At 57.1% G+C, this 16,187-nt stretch carries 17 protein-coding genes and 1 tRNA gene; 8 read left to right on the forward strand and 10 right to left on the reverse strand.

Going from position 1 to position 16,187, the window contains the following annotated elements:
• Positions 1–7: 7 nt before the first annotated feature.
• Positions 8–2,284: a ribonuclease R gene (rnr, locus tag AC1RMF_RS08190; RefSeq protein WP_342621128.1), complete on the reverse strand. Its 2,277-nt coding sequence runs from the start codon at positions 2,282–2,284 to the stop codon at positions 8–10.
• Between the two features lie 50 nt (positions 2,285–2,334).
• Here rnr and AC1RMF_RS08195 point away from each other — a divergent pair.
• A tRNA-Leu gene (locus AC1RMF_RS08195) sits at positions 2,335–2,419 on the forward strand.
• A gap of 82 nt (positions 2,420–2,501) precedes the next feature.
• Here the strand turns inward: AC1RMF_RS08195 and rimO are convergent.
• Both rimO and phaR read right to left on the reverse strand, forming a co-directional pair.
• Positions 2,502–3,905, reverse strand: coding sequence for a 30S ribosomal protein S12 methylthiotransferase RimO (rimO, locus tag AC1RMF_RS08200; RefSeq protein ID WP_493141072.1), 1,404 nt, complete (start codon positions 3,903–3,905; stop codon positions 2,502–2,504).
• A 49-nt stretch (positions 3,906–3,954) separates the two neighbouring features.
• Positions 3,955–4,410: a polyhydroxyalkanoate synthesis repressor PhaR gene (gene phaR / locus AC1RMF_RS08205; RefSeq protein WP_446737920.1), complete on the reverse strand. Its 456-nt coding sequence runs from the start codon at positions 4,408–4,410 to the stop codon at positions 3,955–3,957.
• Between the two features lie 149 nt (positions 4,411–4,559).
• Between phaR and AC1RMF_RS08210 the strand changes: the two genes are divergently transcribed.
• From AC1RMF_RS08210 to AC1RMF_RS08225, 4 genes are all read left to right on the forward strand, one after another.
• Positions 4,560–4,976: a GFA family protein gene (locus AC1RMF_RS08210; RefSeq protein WP_493141073.1), complete on the forward strand. Its 417-nt coding sequence runs from the start codon at positions 4,560–4,562 to the stop codon at positions 4,974–4,976.
• 130 nt (positions 4,977–5,106) lie between these two features.
• On the forward strand, positions 5,107–5,946 hold the full coding sequence (locus AC1RMF_RS08215; protein WP_493141074.1) for a shikimate dehydrogenase: 840 nt from the start codon (positions 5,107–5,109) through the stop codon (positions 5,944–5,946).
• A gap of 2 nt (positions 5,947–5,948) precedes the next feature.
• Positions 5,949–6,773 (forward strand): amidohydrolase family protein, encoded by an 825-nt coding sequence (locus tag AC1RMF_RS08220; RefSeq protein WP_493141075.1) that lies wholly within the window; start codon positions 5,949–5,951, stop codon positions 6,771–6,773.
• 538 nt (positions 6,774–7,311) lie between these two features.
• The gene (locus AC1RMF_RS08225) at positions 7,312–8,565 is read left to right on the forward strand and encodes a tyrosine-type recombinase/integrase (RefSeq protein WP_493141076.1); all 1,254 of its coding nucleotides are present in this window, start codon (positions 7,312–7,314) and stop codon (positions 8,563–8,565) included.
• Positions 8,566–8,629: 64 nt separating this feature from the next.
• Here AC1RMF_RS08225 and AC1RMF_RS08230 read toward each other — a convergent pair whose 3' ends face one another.
• Positions 8,630–8,815, reverse strand: a complete 186-nt coding sequence (locus AC1RMF_RS08230; RefSeq protein ID WP_493141077.1) for a DUF4209 domain-containing protein — start codon at positions 8,813–8,815, stop codon at positions 8,630–8,632.
• Between the two features lie 158 nt (positions 8,816–8,973).
• Here AC1RMF_RS08230 and AC1RMF_RS08235 point away from each other — a divergent pair, with 158 nt between their 5' ends.
• Together AC1RMF_RS08235 and AC1RMF_RS08240 are read left to right on the forward strand one after the other, a co-directional pair.
• Positions 8,974–10,251: a DUF6161 domain-containing protein gene (locus tag AC1RMF_RS08235; protein WP_493141078.1), complete on the forward strand. Its 1,278-nt coding sequence runs from the start codon at positions 8,974–8,976 to the stop codon at positions 10,249–10,251.
• Between the two features lie 149 nt (positions 10,252–10,400).
• Positions 10,401–11,066: a hypothetical protein gene (locus AC1RMF_RS08240; protein WP_493141079.1), complete on the forward strand. Its 666-nt coding sequence runs from the start codon at positions 10,401–10,403 to the stop codon at positions 11,064–11,066.
• Here AC1RMF_RS08240 and AC1RMF_RS08245 read toward each other — a convergent pair.
• Positions 11,063–11,335 carry a helix-turn-helix domain-containing protein gene (locus tag AC1RMF_RS08245; protein ID WP_493141080.1) on the reverse strand — a complete coding sequence of 91 codons (273 nt, stop codon included), beginning with the start codon at positions 11,333–11,335 and terminating at the stop codon, positions 11,063–11,065. The two genes, AC1RMF_RS08240 and AC1RMF_RS08245, sit on opposite strands and share 4 nt — an antisense overlap.
• 84 nt (positions 11,336–11,419) lie before the next feature.
• Here AC1RMF_RS08245 and AC1RMF_RS08250 point away from each other — a divergent pair, with 84 nt between their 5' ends.
• Positions 11,420–12,253 (forward strand): hypothetical protein, encoded by an 834-nt coding sequence (locus AC1RMF_RS08250; RefSeq protein ID WP_493141081.1) that lies wholly within the window; start codon positions 11,420–11,422, stop codon positions 12,251–12,253.
• 243 nt (positions 12,254–12,496) lie between these two features.
• Here the strand turns inward: AC1RMF_RS08250 and AC1RMF_RS08255 are convergent, their stop codons facing one another.
• The 5 genes from AC1RMF_RS08255 to AC1RMF_RS08275 form a co-directional block, all read right to left on the reverse strand.
• Positions 12,497–13,585 carry a ComEC/Rec2 family competence protein gene (locus AC1RMF_RS08255; RefSeq protein WP_493141082.1) on the reverse strand — a complete coding sequence of 363 codons (1,089 nt, stop codon included), beginning with the start codon at positions 13,583–13,585 and terminating at the stop codon, positions 12,497–12,499.
• On the reverse strand, positions 13,582–14,064 hold the full coding sequence (locus AC1RMF_RS08260) for a hypothetical protein (RefSeq protein WP_493141083.1): 483 nt from the start codon (positions 14,062–14,064) through the stop codon (positions 13,582–13,584). The genes AC1RMF_RS08255 and AC1RMF_RS08260 overlap by 4 nt, the downstream gene beginning before the upstream one ends.
• Before the next feature lie 134 nt (positions 14,065–14,198).
• On the reverse strand, positions 14,199–15,389 hold the full coding sequence (locus AC1RMF_RS08265; RefSeq protein WP_493141084.1) for a conjugal transfer protein TraW family protein: 1,191 nt from the start codon (positions 15,387–15,389) through the stop codon (positions 14,199–14,201).
• Positions 15,386–15,685, reverse strand: a complete 300-nt coding sequence (locus AC1RMF_RS08270; protein ID WP_493141085.1) for a hypothetical protein — start codon at positions 15,683–15,685, stop codon at positions 15,386–15,388. Before AC1RMF_RS08270 ends, AC1RMF_RS08265 begins: the two co-directional genes overlap by 4 nt.
• Before the next feature lie 31 nt (positions 15,686–15,716).
• A complete protein-coding gene (locus AC1RMF_RS08275; protein WP_493141086.1) occupies positions 15,717–16,034 on the reverse strand; it encodes a hypothetical protein in 318 nt (105 codons plus the stop codon).
• Positions 16,035–16,187 lie beyond the last annotated feature (153 nt).

Below are 16,187 nucleotides of genomic sequence, written 5' to 3' on the forward strand. Positions count from 1 at the left end.
GCCTGGCCTAGCGCTTGCGGGTGGACTTTTTGGAGGCAGTCGACGACCGCCCCGCCGATTTGCCGGTCGCTGATTTTTCGGAGCGGCCGGATTTAGCGGCACCACGTTTGCGCGACTCCACCTTGAAGGCCGGTGCGCGGCCACCAGGTTCCGGCTCAAAACGGTCCGCAAAGGGCGCACGCACCTTGCTTTCCCGCATACCGGGCTTATCGCCGGAGGATCGACCGGTCAAACCGTCGTTCTCATTCACCAGGCGGAAGTCGATCTTGCGTCCGTCCAGGTCCACGCGGCTCACCTGGATGCGCACGCGTGTGCCGATGGCGTAACGGGTGCCCGTACGTTCTCCACGCAGTTCCTGACGCGCTTCATCAAACCGGAAGTACTCACCGCCTAGTTCGGTGATGTGCACCAAGCCCTCTACATACATGGCGTCCAACGTGACGAACAGGCCAAAGCTGGTGGCAGAAGTCACCACGCCGCCGTACTCTTCGCCCAAATGCTCACGCATGTACTTGCACTTGAGCCAGGCTTCCACGTCGCGGCTGGCTTCATCCGCGCGGCGCTCATTGGCGCTGCAATGCAGGCCCGCGGCCTGCCATGCCAAGCCTTCGGCGCTGGCCTTGCGCGGTTTTTCGGTTGGATCCTTGACTTTGGAAGCCAGACCTTTTTCCAGGCGCCGGGACAATTTGGCATGCGCCTCGCCCGGCATGGGCAAGGTTGGCAATTGATAACGCGTGCCCGACAGGATGGACTTGATCACCCGGTGCACCAGCAGGTCCGGATAGCGACGGATCGGACTGGTGAAGTGGGTGTAGGCGTCAAACGACAGACCGAAGTGACCACTGTTGATGGGCGTGTAGATAGCCTGCTGCATGGAGCGCAACAACATGGAGTGAATCTGCTGTGCATCCGGCCTGTCCTTGGTGGCCACCGCAATGGCCTGGAATTCGCCGGGAGACGGATCATCACTGATGGTCATACCCAGGCCGATGGCCTTGAGGTAATTGCGCAGGATTTCCTTCTTCTCGGGCGTGGGCCCTTCATGCACGCGGAACAGGCCCGGATGCTTGCTTTGCGCAATGAAATCCGCACTGCACACGTTGGCAGCCAGCATGGCCTCTTCGATCACGCGATGCGCCACATTGCGAGTACGCGGAACGATTTTTTCGATGCGACCATTGTCATCGCAGACGATTTGCGTCTCGGTGGTTTCAAAGTCCACCGCACCACGCCTCTGCCGTGACTTCAGCAGGGCCTGGAATACGCCATGCAGATTCAGCAAATCGTTCACCCGGTCCTTGCGCTTGACGGCTTCAGGACCCTTGGTATTGCCCAATATGGCCGCCACTTCGGTATAGGTAAAGCGTGCGTGGCTCCACATCACCGCGGGGTAGAACTGGTAGGCCGAGACCTCGCCGTCTTCAGTCACGAACATGTCGCAGACCATGCACAGGCGTTCCACCTCCGGATTCAATGAACACAGGCCATTGGAGAGTTTTTCCGGGAGCATGGGAATCACGCGCCGCGGAAAATACACACTGGTGGCGCGGTCATAGGCATCCACGTCGATTGCGCTGCCGGTTTCCACATAGTGGCTCACATCGGCAATTGCCACCAGCAGGCGCCAGCCCTTGACGGCATTGCGTCCGCGGCCCTTGGAGAAAGGTTCGCAATACACGGCATCGTCAAAATCGCGCGCATCTTCACCGTCAATGGTGACCAACGGAATATCGGTCAGGTCAACTCGGTTGGCACGGTCACCTGGACGCACGCTGTCCGGCAACGTTCTGGCCAATGCCACACAAGCCTGGGAAAACTCATGCGGAACGCTGTACTTGCGAACCGCAATTTCGATTTCCATGCCCGGGTCATCCACTTCGCCCAACACTTCCTTGATGCGCCCCACAGGCTGACCAAACAGTGCCGGAGGTTCCACCAATTCAACCACCACGACCTGCCCCGGCTTGGCCACACTGGTTGCGCCCTTGGGAATCAGAATGTCTTGGCCGTAGCGCTTGTCTTCGGGTGCGACCAGCCAGACACCACTTTCCTGCAACAGACGACCAATGATGGGCTGCGTGGAACGCTCCACGATTTCCACCACACGTCCTTCGGGACGGCCCTTGCGGTCGCTGCGGACAATACGTACCTTGACACGGTCCTTGTGCAGTACTGCGCGCATCTCGTTGGGGGGTAAATAGATGTCGGGAGCACCGTCATCTCGGGACACGAAACCATGTCCATCACGATGTCCCTGAACAATTCCTTCAATTTCTTCCAGCAGAGTGCTGGGTTGGCTAAAATTTTTGATACAATACCTTTCTTTCCTGAGATGCCCAGATGGCGGAATTGGTAGACGCACTAGTTTCAGGTACTAGCGAGTAACTTCGTGGAGGTTCGAGTCCTCTTCTGGGCACCAACAATGGTAATGCAGATAAACAAAAAGCCGCTCCAAAAGAGCGGCTTTTTTGTTGCCTGCGTGCGTTGCAACAACGCAGCCATCAAATGGGCTGTGCCACCAGATCGTGGCCTTGCGCGCTGACGATGCGTGCCTTGGTGAACTCCCCCACTTTCATGGTCTTGCTGATTTTCTCCGGCGGCAGCAAACGCACCACTCCATCGATCTCGGGAGCGTCCGCGTAACTGCGGCCCACACCACCTTTTTTGCCCAACCCAGGCGCCGAGTCCACCAGCACCTGCATGGTTGCACCCACACGGCGCTGGAGCCGCGCAGCAGATACGCGTTCTGCCACTTCCATGAAGCGGGCGCGTCGCTCTTCGCGCAGTTCCGCGGGCAACATGCCAGGCAAGGAGTTGGCAGCAGCGCCATCCACCGGGCTATAGGCAAAGCACCCTGCGCGATCAATCTGTGCCTCTTCCAGAAACTCCAGCAGGTGCTCAAATTCGGCTTCGGTTTCTCCTGGGAACCCAGCAATGAAAGTGCTGCGCACCACCAGCTCCGGGCACACCGCACGCCATTGCTGAATACGCTCCAGATTCTTCTCGCCACTGGCCGGACGCTTCATGCGACGCAACACGTCCGGGTGACTGTGCTGCAAAGGCACATCCAGATAAGGCAAAACCAAACCGCTGGCCATTAGAGGCAGTACTTCATCCACACTGGGGTAAGGGTACACATAGTGCAAGCGCACCCAGGCGCCGTAAGGTTGCGCCAACTCACCCAAGGTCTGCACCAGCTCCAGCATGCGCGTCTTGACCGGTTTGCCATCCCAAAACCCTGTGCGGTATTTCACGTCCACACCATAGGCAGACGTATCCTGGCTGATCACCAGCAACTCCTTCACTCCACCTTCAAACAGGGCACGGGCCTCAGTCAGCACATCACCGACGGGGCGTGATACCAGATCGCCTCGCATGCTGGGAATGATGCAGAAGGTGCAGCGGTGGTTGCAGCCTTCGCTGATCTTCAGATACGCATAGTGACGCGGCGTGAGCTTGATGCCGGCCACGCCAAACGCATTGGGCACCAGGTCCACAAACGGGTCGTGCGGTTTGGGCAGGTGGGTGTGCACCGCGTCCATGACTTCCTGCGTGGCATGCGGGCCGGTGACGGCCAGAACCTTGGGGTGCATTTCGCGCACCAGATTGCCGCCACCATGACCTGCCTTGGCGCCCAGGCAGCCGGTCACAATCACGCGGCCGTTTTCTGCAAGCGCCTCGCCGATGGTGTCCAGGCTTTCCTGCACGGCCTCGTCGATGAAGCCGCAGGTGTTGACGATGACCAAGTCAGCGCCTTGGAATGTCTTGGAAGTCTGGTAACCCTCAGCGCTCAGCTGCGTGAGGATCAGTTCGGAGTCGGTCAGCGCCTTGGGGCAGCCCAGGCTGACAAACCCGACTTGGGGCGCTTTGGTTGTGGGGACGGTAGTTGGTAATGCTTCGCTCATACCCCGATTGTCCCAGCATTTGCACGCCGGGGGCGCTCAGCAGGGATTGTCAGGCCGAAGGCTTGATGCCAAAGGTACCCAAGAACTGTTCCGTCTGCTTTTGCATCTGCTCCTGCATCTGGGTAAACACATTGGCTCCCATCACACCCTTGACCATGGGCGCCTGCATGTCCATAAGCGCCTGCATGTTCTTTTCCAGGTAGCCGCCCATGAATCCCTGCATGGCATGGCCGTAGAAGCGGATGATGTTGGCCAGAACCGGTGCAGTGAACATGGGTGATCCGTGCGCCTCTTCTTCCAGAATGATTTGCAACAAGATGCTACGGGTCAGATCATCCCCAGTCTTGGCATCGCGAACCACAAATGGCTCGCTGTCCATCACCAGTTGCTTGATCTCGGCCAAGGTGATGTAGCTGGAGGTATCGGTGTCGTACAGCCGGCGATTGGGGTACTTCTTGATGACGCGTTCAGTGGATGATGTTTCTTTGGAGTCCATCTTTGTCATGTCGTGTCGTGCTTCCTCTGCGAAGCAGCCAATGTACAGCAGAGCGACGCATTCTAGGGAATCAATATGCGGCTGCGGTCGCAGGAATACCCTAGTATTTGCCCTTTTCGAGCCGAAATTCCGGCTACCGGCACCAGCGGGAGATACCCATGACATCAACCATTTCCGGAGGCTGCCTCTGCGGCGGCGTTCGCTATACCGTCAACGGCCCGTTGCGCGACGTCATAGCCTGCCACTGCGAACAATGCCGCCGTACCAGCGGGCACTTTGTTGCTGCTACCGCCTGCCGCAGGAAGTACTTCAGCCTGGAACAGCAAAAGAGCCTGCGCTGGTTCAGTGCTGTACCCGGATTCCGGCGGGGCTTTTGCAATGTGTGCGGCTCCAGCTTGTTTTTTGAGAAAATTGGCAAGGAAAGGATTTCCATCGCCGCCGGGAGCCTGGATAAGCCTCAGGGATTGCACATCGCGGCGCACCTCTTTACCTCGGAGGCCGGCGACTACTACACCATAGACCCGCAGACTCCGGCTTCCCCGGTAGGCGAGCACCATGTCGTTCTGCCGGAGTGAGTGCCCCGAAAAATCAGATAGATCACCACATGAAATACATATTTGTTATAGCTACTATGGCGACCTGCGTGCGCATCACAGAGCCGATGTTCGGATAATGGCGCCAGCAAAACATAAGGAGTCAGGTCTGATGGCACACAACAAATTCGTAATGGCGGGCGTCATGGGCTGGCCCGTGGCGCATTCGCGCTCTCCGGTCATCCACAACCATTGGATTCGCCAATACGACTTGCAAGGCGCGTACGGCCTATTTCCGGTTCAACCGGGCAAGCTCGAAGACGCCATTCGCGGCCTGCCCGCATTGGGCTTGGCAGGATGCAACGTCACCATTCCGCACAAGGTCGACGCCATGAAGCTCATGGACGCTGTGGACCCGCTGGCGCGCCGAATGGGCGCCATCAATACCATCGTGGTCAGCCCGGAGGGAGCGCTGCATGGATTCAACAACGACGGATTCGGCTACATCCAGTGTCTGCGCGATGCCAAACCCGACTGGCAGGCCAACGCTGGCCCGGCCACGGTCCTGGGCGCTGGCGGGGCTGCGCGCGCCGTGGTGCTGAGTCTGTTGGACGAGGGTGCCACTGAGGTTCGTCTGATCAACCGCACACGTGCCAAAGCGCAGGCGTTGGCCGATGAATTCGGTTCCGGCGTGCAGGTATATGACTGGGATGAGCGTCATGAAGCCCTGAGCGGCATTGCGCTGTTGGTCAACACCACCAACCAAGGCATGCATGGCCAACCCGATCTGGATATCCAGCTGGACCGCCTGCCACAAACCGCACTGGTGTCGGACGCCATCTACATCCCGCTGGAAACACCGCTTCTCAAGGCAGCACGCTTGCGCGGCAACGCGACCGTCAACGGACTGGGCATGTTGCTCAACCAGGCGCGCCCCGCCTTCAAGGCCTGGTTTGGCGTCATGCCCGAAATCACCGACGAGCTGCGCCAGGCGATCATGGCCACGTTCTGAGCGTGGACTTCTTCGCCGAGCCCAAGATTGACGGGCACTGCCACATTCTGGACCCGGTTCGCTTTCCCTACGCGCCCGACGTGTTGTACCGACCGCAGGGTCAGGAAATTGGCGACCAGAACAGCCTGGAGCAGGTCATGGCCTGCTACGGTGTGCGCCATGCCCTTCTGGTAGGCCCCAACTCTGGCTATAACCTGGACAACCGCTGCATGCTGCACGCCATTGCCACTGGAGCAGGACGCTTCAAAGGCGTGGCGGTCGTTCCAAATGACGTCTCCGTCGAATCGCTGCAGGCATTCAAGGACCAGGGCGTCGTGGGTATTGCCTTCAACATTGCGCTCAACGGCCTGCCCTACTATGCGACGGATCTGAAAACGCTGCTGCAGAAGTTGGAGAAGCTGGACCTGTGGGCGCAGTTTCAGGTGGAAGCGGACCAGTTGCTGGACTTGCTTCCGTACCTACAGGGTTCACAGGTACGCATGGTGTTTGACCATTGCGGCAGACCCGTTGGAGCCAAGGGTACCGAGCAAGCTGGCTTTCAGGCGCTGCTGGCAATGGGCCGTGAAGGCCGGGCGGTGGTCAAGCTCTCAGGAGAGGCCAAGTTTTCCGCGCAGGGTTTTCCGTTTGATGACGCACGCAGCTACTGGGACGCGTTGATACAGGCTTTTGGTCTGCAAAACTGCGTGTGGGCTTCCGACTGGCCCTACCTGAAGGCACCATTCCGGCTGGACTACGGCCCCATGCTCAAGCGCTGGGAAAACTACCTCACTGCCCAAGAGCGCAGACAACTCATGTGGGACAACCCCAAACGCATGTTCGGTTTCTAGTCCATCGACGCACGCATTGCCCGCTGCGCTTCTTTGATTTATCGCAAAGAAAACCGGCCGCCTGTGCCTATTATTTGGTTAGGCGAAAGCCTGATGACCAGAACCCCGATTCTGGCAGTCCCTGCGAGCAGGGACAAAAACCCGGCCCCTATGAGGCCGGGTTTTCATTTGAGGGCTACACCGCACCTGGAAGCCCCCCCGCCCAAGCGAAGAACTCGCTCAAATTGTTACCGAACGCACAGACTTGTCTGCGGCATAAGCCTATCTTGGGGCTGCGGCGAATTGACGCCCACCTGCGTTACCTCCCTGGCAGGCCATCACGAGATGGTTCAAACCCAGCCCTTCAAACGGCTGGGTTTTCTTTTTCCCCGGCAACAGGCAACAAAAAAGCACTTGGCGTTTCCGCGAAGTGCTTTTGTTCATTACCAAATTTGGTAGGCGCAATTGGACACCCCGAAAAGGCCCACACACCACAAAAAACCTCGGTTTCCTTGATCGCTATTTCCTTTTCACGTATTTTTTCTGAAAAGGAGTCGAAATGCCGCTTTACGAGAAACAGCTTCAGGCCCTGCGCCGCAACCCCGTCCCTGGCCGCTACACCGATGGCAATGGCCTGTCACTTTTAGTCAACAAGGCTGGCGGTATGTACTGGCAGTGGCAGACTACAGGGTCCAACGGCAAACGGACGGACCTCTCTTATGGCCCATACCCCGCCGTCGGCCTGGCCGATGCCAGGTTGAAGCACCTGGACGCCAAGCGCCTGCGTCTTACCGGGCAAGATCCAGCCACGGTGAAGCGACAGGCCAAGGCCAGAGCCGCCGTGGCCGCCGCCAACGACTTCGAGACGGTTGCCCGTGCCTGGTTTGAGACGAGAAAGGCGGAATGGGCTGAGGCCTACGCCTTCCGCATCATTTCCCGGCTGGAGAAAGATGTCTTCCCCTGGCTGGGAAAACTTCCAATCCAGCAGATTGAAGCCCAGGACGTGCGCGGCACGATCAAGCGGATCCAGGACCGGGGAGCCCTAGAGACCGGGCACCGCATGCGTGACGCCATCAGCATGGTCTTCCGGTTCGCCATCGCCTCAGGCTTGGTGGACAAGGATCCAGCGGCCCATCTGCGCCAGGTACTCAAAAAGCCCACGACCAAGCACATGGCCGCGATCACAGACCCTGATTCCTTGGGGGGCCTGCTGCGGGCTCTCAAAGGGTATTCAGGCACGCTCATCGTCCGTACCGCCCTGCAGCTATCCCCCATGCTGATGGTGCGCCCTGGCGAGCTTCGGCAGGCACGCTGGGAAGAAATCGACCTTGACAGCGGCACGTGGACCATTCCGGCGGTCAGAATGAAACGAAAAAAGGCCGGCAAGCTCAACGGAGATCCGCACATAGTTCCCCTCGCCCACCAAGCCGTGACCCTGCTGGAAGAATTGGCGCCGTTGACGCGTCGCGAAGACGGGGGCGGTCTAGTGTTCAGGGGCGAGCGAGACCACGAGCGCCCAATGTCGGAGAACACAGTCAATGGAGCCCTGCGGCGCCTTGGATTCGACACTCAGGAGGACATAACCGGGCACGGCTTCCGTGCGACGGCCCGGACCCTTCTCGACGAGGTACTTGGCTTCAATACGGATGTGATTGAGGCCCAACTTGCCCATTCAGTTAAAGACACTTTGGGGCGGGCATACAACCGGACAAAGCACTTGGCACAGCGGCGGGAAATGATGCAAGTGTGGTCAGACTATCTAGATAAGTTAGCTGTAGCTGACCACCCAATGCCATTGCGCATGGTCGCTTGATCGCAACCTTGAAAGGGCAAACGGATTGACGAAGCGACGGCCTTCAGCGGTCCTCGGCAGTAAGCTACTTCTTCAGGTGCGCGTAAGTGCGAATGGCCAGCAGGGAGTGGATGACCCAGTTGGCGGCGCCGCGATTCAATATCTCCGGGCTGGCCAGCCTGTGGGCGATGCGATTGCGTAGGTTGAGCTCTTTGGGGTCGGTGTAGAGGGCTCGCAGATATCTTGCATCCCCTTTCGCACAGCTAGGCATGTACCATGCAAAGGTAATATCCACTCAAAATGTTAAAAGCTTTAGGTCCAACTCACCCACTTATTGGAAGTCTGAAGCGGTCTGCTTTTAGTTACACGGCCAATTGAGTAGGTGCTGTTACAAATTGCGTTATCAAAATCAATATTCAGGAGGGATTCATGGCGACACTACTGCACCCCGTTTTGACCCAGCTAGTTGCAAAGGTCACCGAAGTGGAAGCGCAAATTACAGCTTCTGTTCCCAGTGATGAACCAATCAGCATTGCCCATGGCAACTGGAGTTTTCCTGGTTTAGGAAGACCAGAACTCATAGGTGTTGCACGCGCTATAAAGAACCTGATCGCCGAGAGGGGACAGGATAAAGTCGTCAATGAACCCCTGCTAACTGATTACATACGCCGCTTAGATTTCTTGCGCGCAAATACCATACCGCAATTCTGGGGCGGCAATGGTGGTCTGTCAGTGGCTGCCTACTTATCAACGATGGATGGGCTGCATACGGCCTTACTAACGTCCATGAAACCAATCGACCCTGACGAGGTAAGCCATTCGCTCAAACGCACCAAAGAACAAGTGCATGCGATGGAAGCACGTCTTACTAATCTTGACCCAAGGACAACAAAACTGGCCGACATGGTGCAGCGGATTGAAAATGCCTACAACGTCGCCGATCAACTGCCTGCGGTGTCTCAGGATTTGTCCGAGGCGCGACAACAACTCAAAGACACCCTCAAGGACGCGGGCGAGGATATGACCCAACTCAAAGGAATCAAGGAATTTGCCATTGAGCTCAAAGAAATGCTGAAAAAGCGTGATGACGAATCCAAGTCGGTGCTAGAGCGATGTGAAACTGCATATGCCGCGTCTACAAGTGTCGGGCTGGCAGCAGCATTTGGTGAGCGCTCCGAAGCCTTATCCAAGTCCATGTGGCTGTGGGTTGGTGGATTGATTTCGGCCCTGATCATAGGCGGCATCTTGGGCGCAATTCAGCTTCACTCAATTACATCGCTCATTAAAGACCCGCAGATTGGGACCGGTGCTTTAGGCGCAAATTTCGTATTGGCACTTCTTTCAGTGGCCGGGCCCGTTTGGTTTGCCTGGTTAGCGACCAAGCAAATTGGCCAGAGTTTCAAACTGTCTGAAGACTACGCGTTCAAAGCCTCGGTGGCGCGCACCTATGAAGGTTTCAGGCGTGAAACCGCTCGGTTTGACAAGGACATGGAAGCCCGCCTCATGAATTCAGCCCTGTCACGTCTGGACGAACTACCGTTACGCGTCATGGATTCGCATAACCATGGCAGCCCCTGGCATGCGCTTGCAGACTCCGACGTTGTAAAGGAGGCCATAAAGGCAGTTCCTGGTTTTGCTGAGCAAGTCAAAGACTTCGCCGCAAAAGCAGTCAGTAGCAAATCAGCATCTACACCACCCGCCGTTTGAATTCCCAGATTACCGTGACGAAGTCGTCGCCGGTCCAGCCGAAGACCACTTTGAGCCCAGCGCGGTAGCGGCGTTGGCAACGAAACTGAATAATGGCGATATTTTCGCAATTTCACGCTTCCGACCATTCAGCATCTTTGGAGGCAGGAATGTCGCAGATTTCCCTGATTGGCACTGTTCACGAGGAGATCGGTCGCGCAACAGCTTCTGCACTGCTAGACATACTTCGGAGCGTTCGACCGCAGGTCATCTTCATGGAGATACCGCCCGAGTCGTTCCCAGACTTTGACAGTGGGAGTCGTAGCAATCTTGAATCGCTTGCGGCAAGACAATACCGCGAAGAATCCGGCGCGGTACTTGTCCCCGTGGATCTGCCTACCCCAGACGAATCTTTCTTTAGCGATTGGCGATACCTGGACAGAAGAATCACTGCCACGAGCCCTGCCTATCGCCACTTGGTCGACGTGAACACAGCCGACACTGCAGAGCATGGTTTTTCCTACCTCAATAGCGAGCAATGCCGAGATGCCTGGTCAGCGATCTACAACGCGACGGAGCTGGCCATTCAACGTCTTTCACATGACACCAGGCTTCCAACGGTCTACGAAGCCTGCCGACGCACCAATGGACTCCGTGATGAGGCCATGCTACAGGGTATCTACACCCACTGCTCCCAGAACCGATTTGCGACTGGAGCCCTTCTTGTCGGTGCAGCTCATGCAGATTCAATTGTCAACAGATCACGTGAGGGGCTTAGCGCTGACAAGCCTTGCGTTGATTTTTGGAAATCCACGCGATTTGATTGCAAGGACTAGGGCCTCTTCCGCACCGACCGCATTTCTTTGGCCCTCCGTTTGAGAACCGACTCGATCAGCTCCGGGAGTGGCGTCTGCAGGCCTTCGGCCAGTCGTAGCAAGACTGTGATGGTTGGTTGATTCTGCGCAAGTTCGATCTTGCCCACGAATGTACGGTTGACCTCAGCCCTCAAGGCCAACTCTTCTTGAGAGATGCCGAGATCTGCTCGTCTGGCTTTCACCTCCACTGCTAACGCCTTCAATAGGGTTTGGTCTGTTTCTTTGCGCATGCGGAACTGTCAAATCTCAGCCGCATTTAGTCACCCGCATATATGGTACAAATTGAAATTTTAAACTTCCCAGGTACATACTCCATGACAACGAATTTCAAGACGACTCTCGCTCAGGCCACCTTGGCAATACTCGTTTCCGCGTGCGGAAAGGACCCTGCGCCTCTGATGAGTTTGCCGCCCGTCAAAGAAATGTCCAAGGCCGCACCCGCCACCGCTCCAGTGGAACAGTCGACTATGCCGGTCGGCCAAATGGGCGACAAGAGCAAGCCTCTGGATGAGTACGTCGAACTGAACTCTGGCCACCAGCTGGTGGCCTATTTCGTTGGCCAGTACAAGATGTCGGCCGATGATTGGGCACAGGTCGCCAGCAAATCGAGCACGATCGCCAACGAACAAGACGCGTTCAAGCGACAGGACATGGTGAAACAGTACCAGGCGAAGGCAGAAGCCGAAGCCAGCTCTGTAGCTGATAAGCGATATGTCTATTTCGACCTGCCGGACCTACTACCACGATACGGTGCCGATTCGCATCTTGGTGAGTACGACTTCAATCAAAAAGGCTTCCCAGTTCCATTCTTCGCAGGAACCCAGGTTCGCGATCAAATGACCGGGCAGTACCGATCCAACCACAGCAAACTCGGCTTCAAAGATGACCGCTCTTTCTTCATGGAGTTCGATAACAGCGATCAGTTCGGACTTCTCAAGGTTCAAGATGAGGTACTGACGCGCACTATTGAAGCCGGACGTAAAAAGGGCAATCTGATTGACGGCGTGATGTTTCGCCCAGATCTCCGCGTGCGCGCCTTTGTCTTCGTCACTGGAGCTAGCTACACGCCCATGAGCGCCTTTGTAACTGGCCAGGTTATGAAGATCCAGCTGCGCGACACCCTGGGCAAAGTTCTTGCAGAACTATGATCAAGCGCGTATTCCGGTTGACCTGACCATTTGTCGCGGAAATTGCTGACAATACCCAGGAACCTCTCACGTTTGACCAGAGGTCGTTGCGGCAACTAAGGGCGGCGGTCATTGAGCATAGTCACAAGCCGGCCCCAGCGCTCGTAGCAGAAGGCGAAATCACCTCCTCCCAGCTGGGGCACACCACGGACTTGAGATTAACGCATCAGGCGCAAACTAGTGCGCGACCGTATTTCGCCCAAGCTAGTCGTGCTCCTGTTCGGCTGGGTACTCAATTGGCGTCACGCTGCCCCAGCCTTCCCGTGCGGGAGCATTCCGAATGGTCCGAATTGATTGGCCCTCGGTTGCGAATACCTTGCCACCGCGGTGGTATACGGCGCGAACGACCGCCTTTCTAGGATGGTGTACGTCCGCTTTAGCAGAGCTGATGTAGGCCTTGAACTTCGTACCTGCCTGGTTCTCCGGCACCTTCGGTCCAAGCCATCGATCGAGGATTTCAGACGAGACGTTCCGTCGTGAACCATGATGCGGCACCTGGAACTTGTCTATTCCAGGCAGGGTGAGTCCGGCATTGGGAGCGTAATCGGCCGCTTCCGTTAGTCCGCCACGCCCCACATCGCCGGTCAGCAAGATGCGGTCACCTGTCAAGTTGGCGAACTGAACTACGCTCATATCGTTCTCAGCGCTGGTTTCCTTGGGCGAGAACACCTCGTCACCCCACAGCGCCTTGACGAACTCCTTCGCCGCCTTCTTAGCTGTTTCAAATAGTCCTGCGAGACCGCCCTTATTAGCCATGGGGTCGTCTGCGGCGATCTCCGGCGTCTTCTCTGAGGCCACAACGAGGTCTAAGAAGCGGGCCTTCGTCGGCGCCAAGACGCTAAACGCACCTATCATTTGTCCCTGAAATGGCTCTCGTATATCGATGCCCTTTTCGTTGGCTATATCCTCGAGTGCTGCCAGATTCGGATAAAGAGAACGCAGCTTGCGGCGTAAATATTCTGCCGACTCGTAGTTTTCAAATCTATCGAGCAATTCCTCACTATATTCCCAAGGCCTCAACATCCAAAGAGTGCCAATTTCGAAGTTTTCCAAGATCGGTCGCAAGCCAGCGGCATGATCACCGTCGTTATGTGTCGCGACCACGTGGTCGATTTTCTTCGCTCCGTCGTAGTATTTCTGGATGTTCTGAACGAGACGCTCTCCGGTTGACAGATACCCGCCGTCGATGACGTGCACATAGGTCTGCCCACCGATGCTATATCGCATCGAAATTGCATCGCCACTCTTGTCGGACTCGACGTCCCAAAAGTCGATCTCGTAGAAATCAGTCATCCCTCGCTCCCCGTTGTTGAATCACTTTTTTGCTCAGATCTCGACTGCCTCGAAGGTTCGACGCCCCAAATCGACTTCCCTATGCCCTCAAACTTCTCAACAAACTTATCCACGTTGAGACCTGCCAGAAAGGCCAAGGCCCACACACCGAGTTGACTTGCGTCGGGGTTCTTCGCGGCCCCCAGAAGAAGTAGTCCTGAGTTCACGAACAAAAAGCTGATGCCGCCGACTACGCAGCTGACCACTGGTCGAATGAAGTACCAGATTAACCAGCTATTGCTCCACTGGTTACGAACGGCCGAATTTAGGTAGACGCCGCGCAGGCAGTAAACACACCCACCCACGCCGCCGAAAAGGATGCAGTAGAGGGCGGGATGCAGTCGCTCTGGGATGGTGGTTTGACCTAGAACCATTTGCCCTGCGAGCCAAGTACATGCGCAAAGCTCGGCCATCAACACGATTGCCACAACCCATTTCATTGCCCTCTCCCCTGCCTATTGATGTGTAACGAGATGTAACTTTACCTTACGCTTCGAAAAAACACCATTCCGCACTTGCTGGAGTGAACCACCACTTTTGAAGCACAGCCATCCGTTGCGCTTGCGGGAGCCTGTTATCGGTTTGCACCCGCGGCGGCCCCGTGCAGCGCGTTGAGCTGCGGCGTCATCTCCATGCGGTTCAAAGTGGAGGCGATCTGGCCTGCGGCCACGTTGGCGCGTGACACGCCATCGAGAAGTCGAAGCATCATGGTCTGGTCGTGGGCCTTCATGACCGCCAGCTCCTTCATGACAGGAGCACCTGGCTGGCTGGCCAGGTTCTTGTGCCAGTCCAGGTTCATGTAGCGACGCTCGACCTCCAAATTCTGCAGCTCGTCAGGGCTGATGCCCCGGGTCCGCCATTCCGTCAGGCCGTTGGTCTGCAGGTAGTTCTGTACATAGCCAGCATCGACCGGGCTGTTCAGCATCTGATCGATGGCGCCGACGGTGGTCTTGTTCTCAATGCGACGCTCCACGAAGGAGTCGAAGGGATAGGAGGCCATGCTTGACCGGGCCTCGAAGGAATCCTTCAGAGTGGTGTACTGACGGCCCGGGCCGGTCTGCAGCTCACCAGCCGTCAGGGTACGCAGTTGCAGAGGCTGGAACAAGTTGCGACGAAGTGCGGCCAACGCGAAGTATTCCGGCTGCTGGTCGCTAGCCTGGATCGTCAGTTTTTTGCGAGGAACTTCACCGGCTTTTGCGGCACCTCGGAAGAGGGTTTCGCTCTTGATGTCTGCATCCTCCTCTGCCTGGATGCCAACTCGCGGGCTGGTGCCGCTGCTTTCGCAGGCTGCACCTCGAACGCCTGCGCGATTGACGAAGGTCTCGCAAGCCCCCTTTACTGCCAGTGACGACTGCACCTCAACAGGTGGAGGTGACTCGACACCGCTTGCGATGTTGATGGCTTTTGTCATGGATGGAGAGGCACCTGGAGGGGCGCCGATTCGGCGGTGGAAGGTTCCATTCGGGTCGTTGACCCGGCTGATGTCGGCCGCGCCACGTGTGCCGGCAATGGCTCCACAAGCGTTCTGTATCTGGTAGTCGCGCTCAGCCCGACGCATTGCGTCGGTGGCGTGCGCATCGGTCACAGCATTGGCAACCTGCTCGGTTGACTTGGACTGAACGGATGCGCTGACTTGCCCACTGCTCCGCAGCGCATCGACAATGGTCTGTAGGCCCCTGGCCGCCTGTGTGTCAAAGACAGCCCATTGGGCGCTTGCCCCAACGGACACCAGCATGGCGGCCACGGCTATGGATAATTTTTTCATTCGCCCGACTCCCCACTATCCACACCGCGCCCGGTCAGCGAGGAGATTTCATGCAGGGCCGCTGCGCGGCCTACCCAGTACCCGCGAAGATAGCCTTCGTCGGGCGCAGTCTCAGCCAAAAGTTCACAGGCTTGAGGGTCGTGGACCACTTCGTGCATATCGTCAGCTACATCCACCCAGGTCGGCGCGGCCTCGCGCACCTCGGCCAGGTATTCAACGTGAAATTTCAGGAGCCGCGCGCGGCGTTCGCGCGCTGCAGTCTGAATCTGTTCAGGGGTCATGTCATTGGTCATCATTTGTAGATCGCTCCTATAAGAGTTCAATAAGTCAGCAGTTGGCGAAATGCACAGTGACACCCGATTCGTCGGCCGCTGGTAAGGCCTCGCGGATCGCTTTGCGTGCCGCATCCAACGTTGGCCACTTTTTGTTGTCGCGTCCCCCTGGTGTGTCAAGAATCCAAAGTCCCTCTCGGGATGGAGAAATGGAGTCTGGCTCGCGGATTGAGATCGAGACCTCCCAGCCGTTTCCGTCTGCCTCCAATGCCTCGAAGATTTCGGGGAAGCAGCCATAGCCCTCGGCCAAGAGCCTCTTGGCAGTCTTCCAGTCAAGCTGGCTTGAACTGATGTTCGGTGTTGTGGTTTTCATTCTGATCTCTCTTGCAGCACTGCTGCGGTTGTTGGCGCCGCAGCGCCGGGGTTAAAAATGCATCCTCTCGCTCGGGTCTCTCCTCGTTTCCCCCGGAGGGGGACGGAAGGGGGAGAAAGCCCCCGCCAGCAGGGCGGGGGTTGGGGGTGGGTT

It is taken from the genome of Rhodoferax sp. GW822-FHT04A08, from assembly GCF_058801025.1.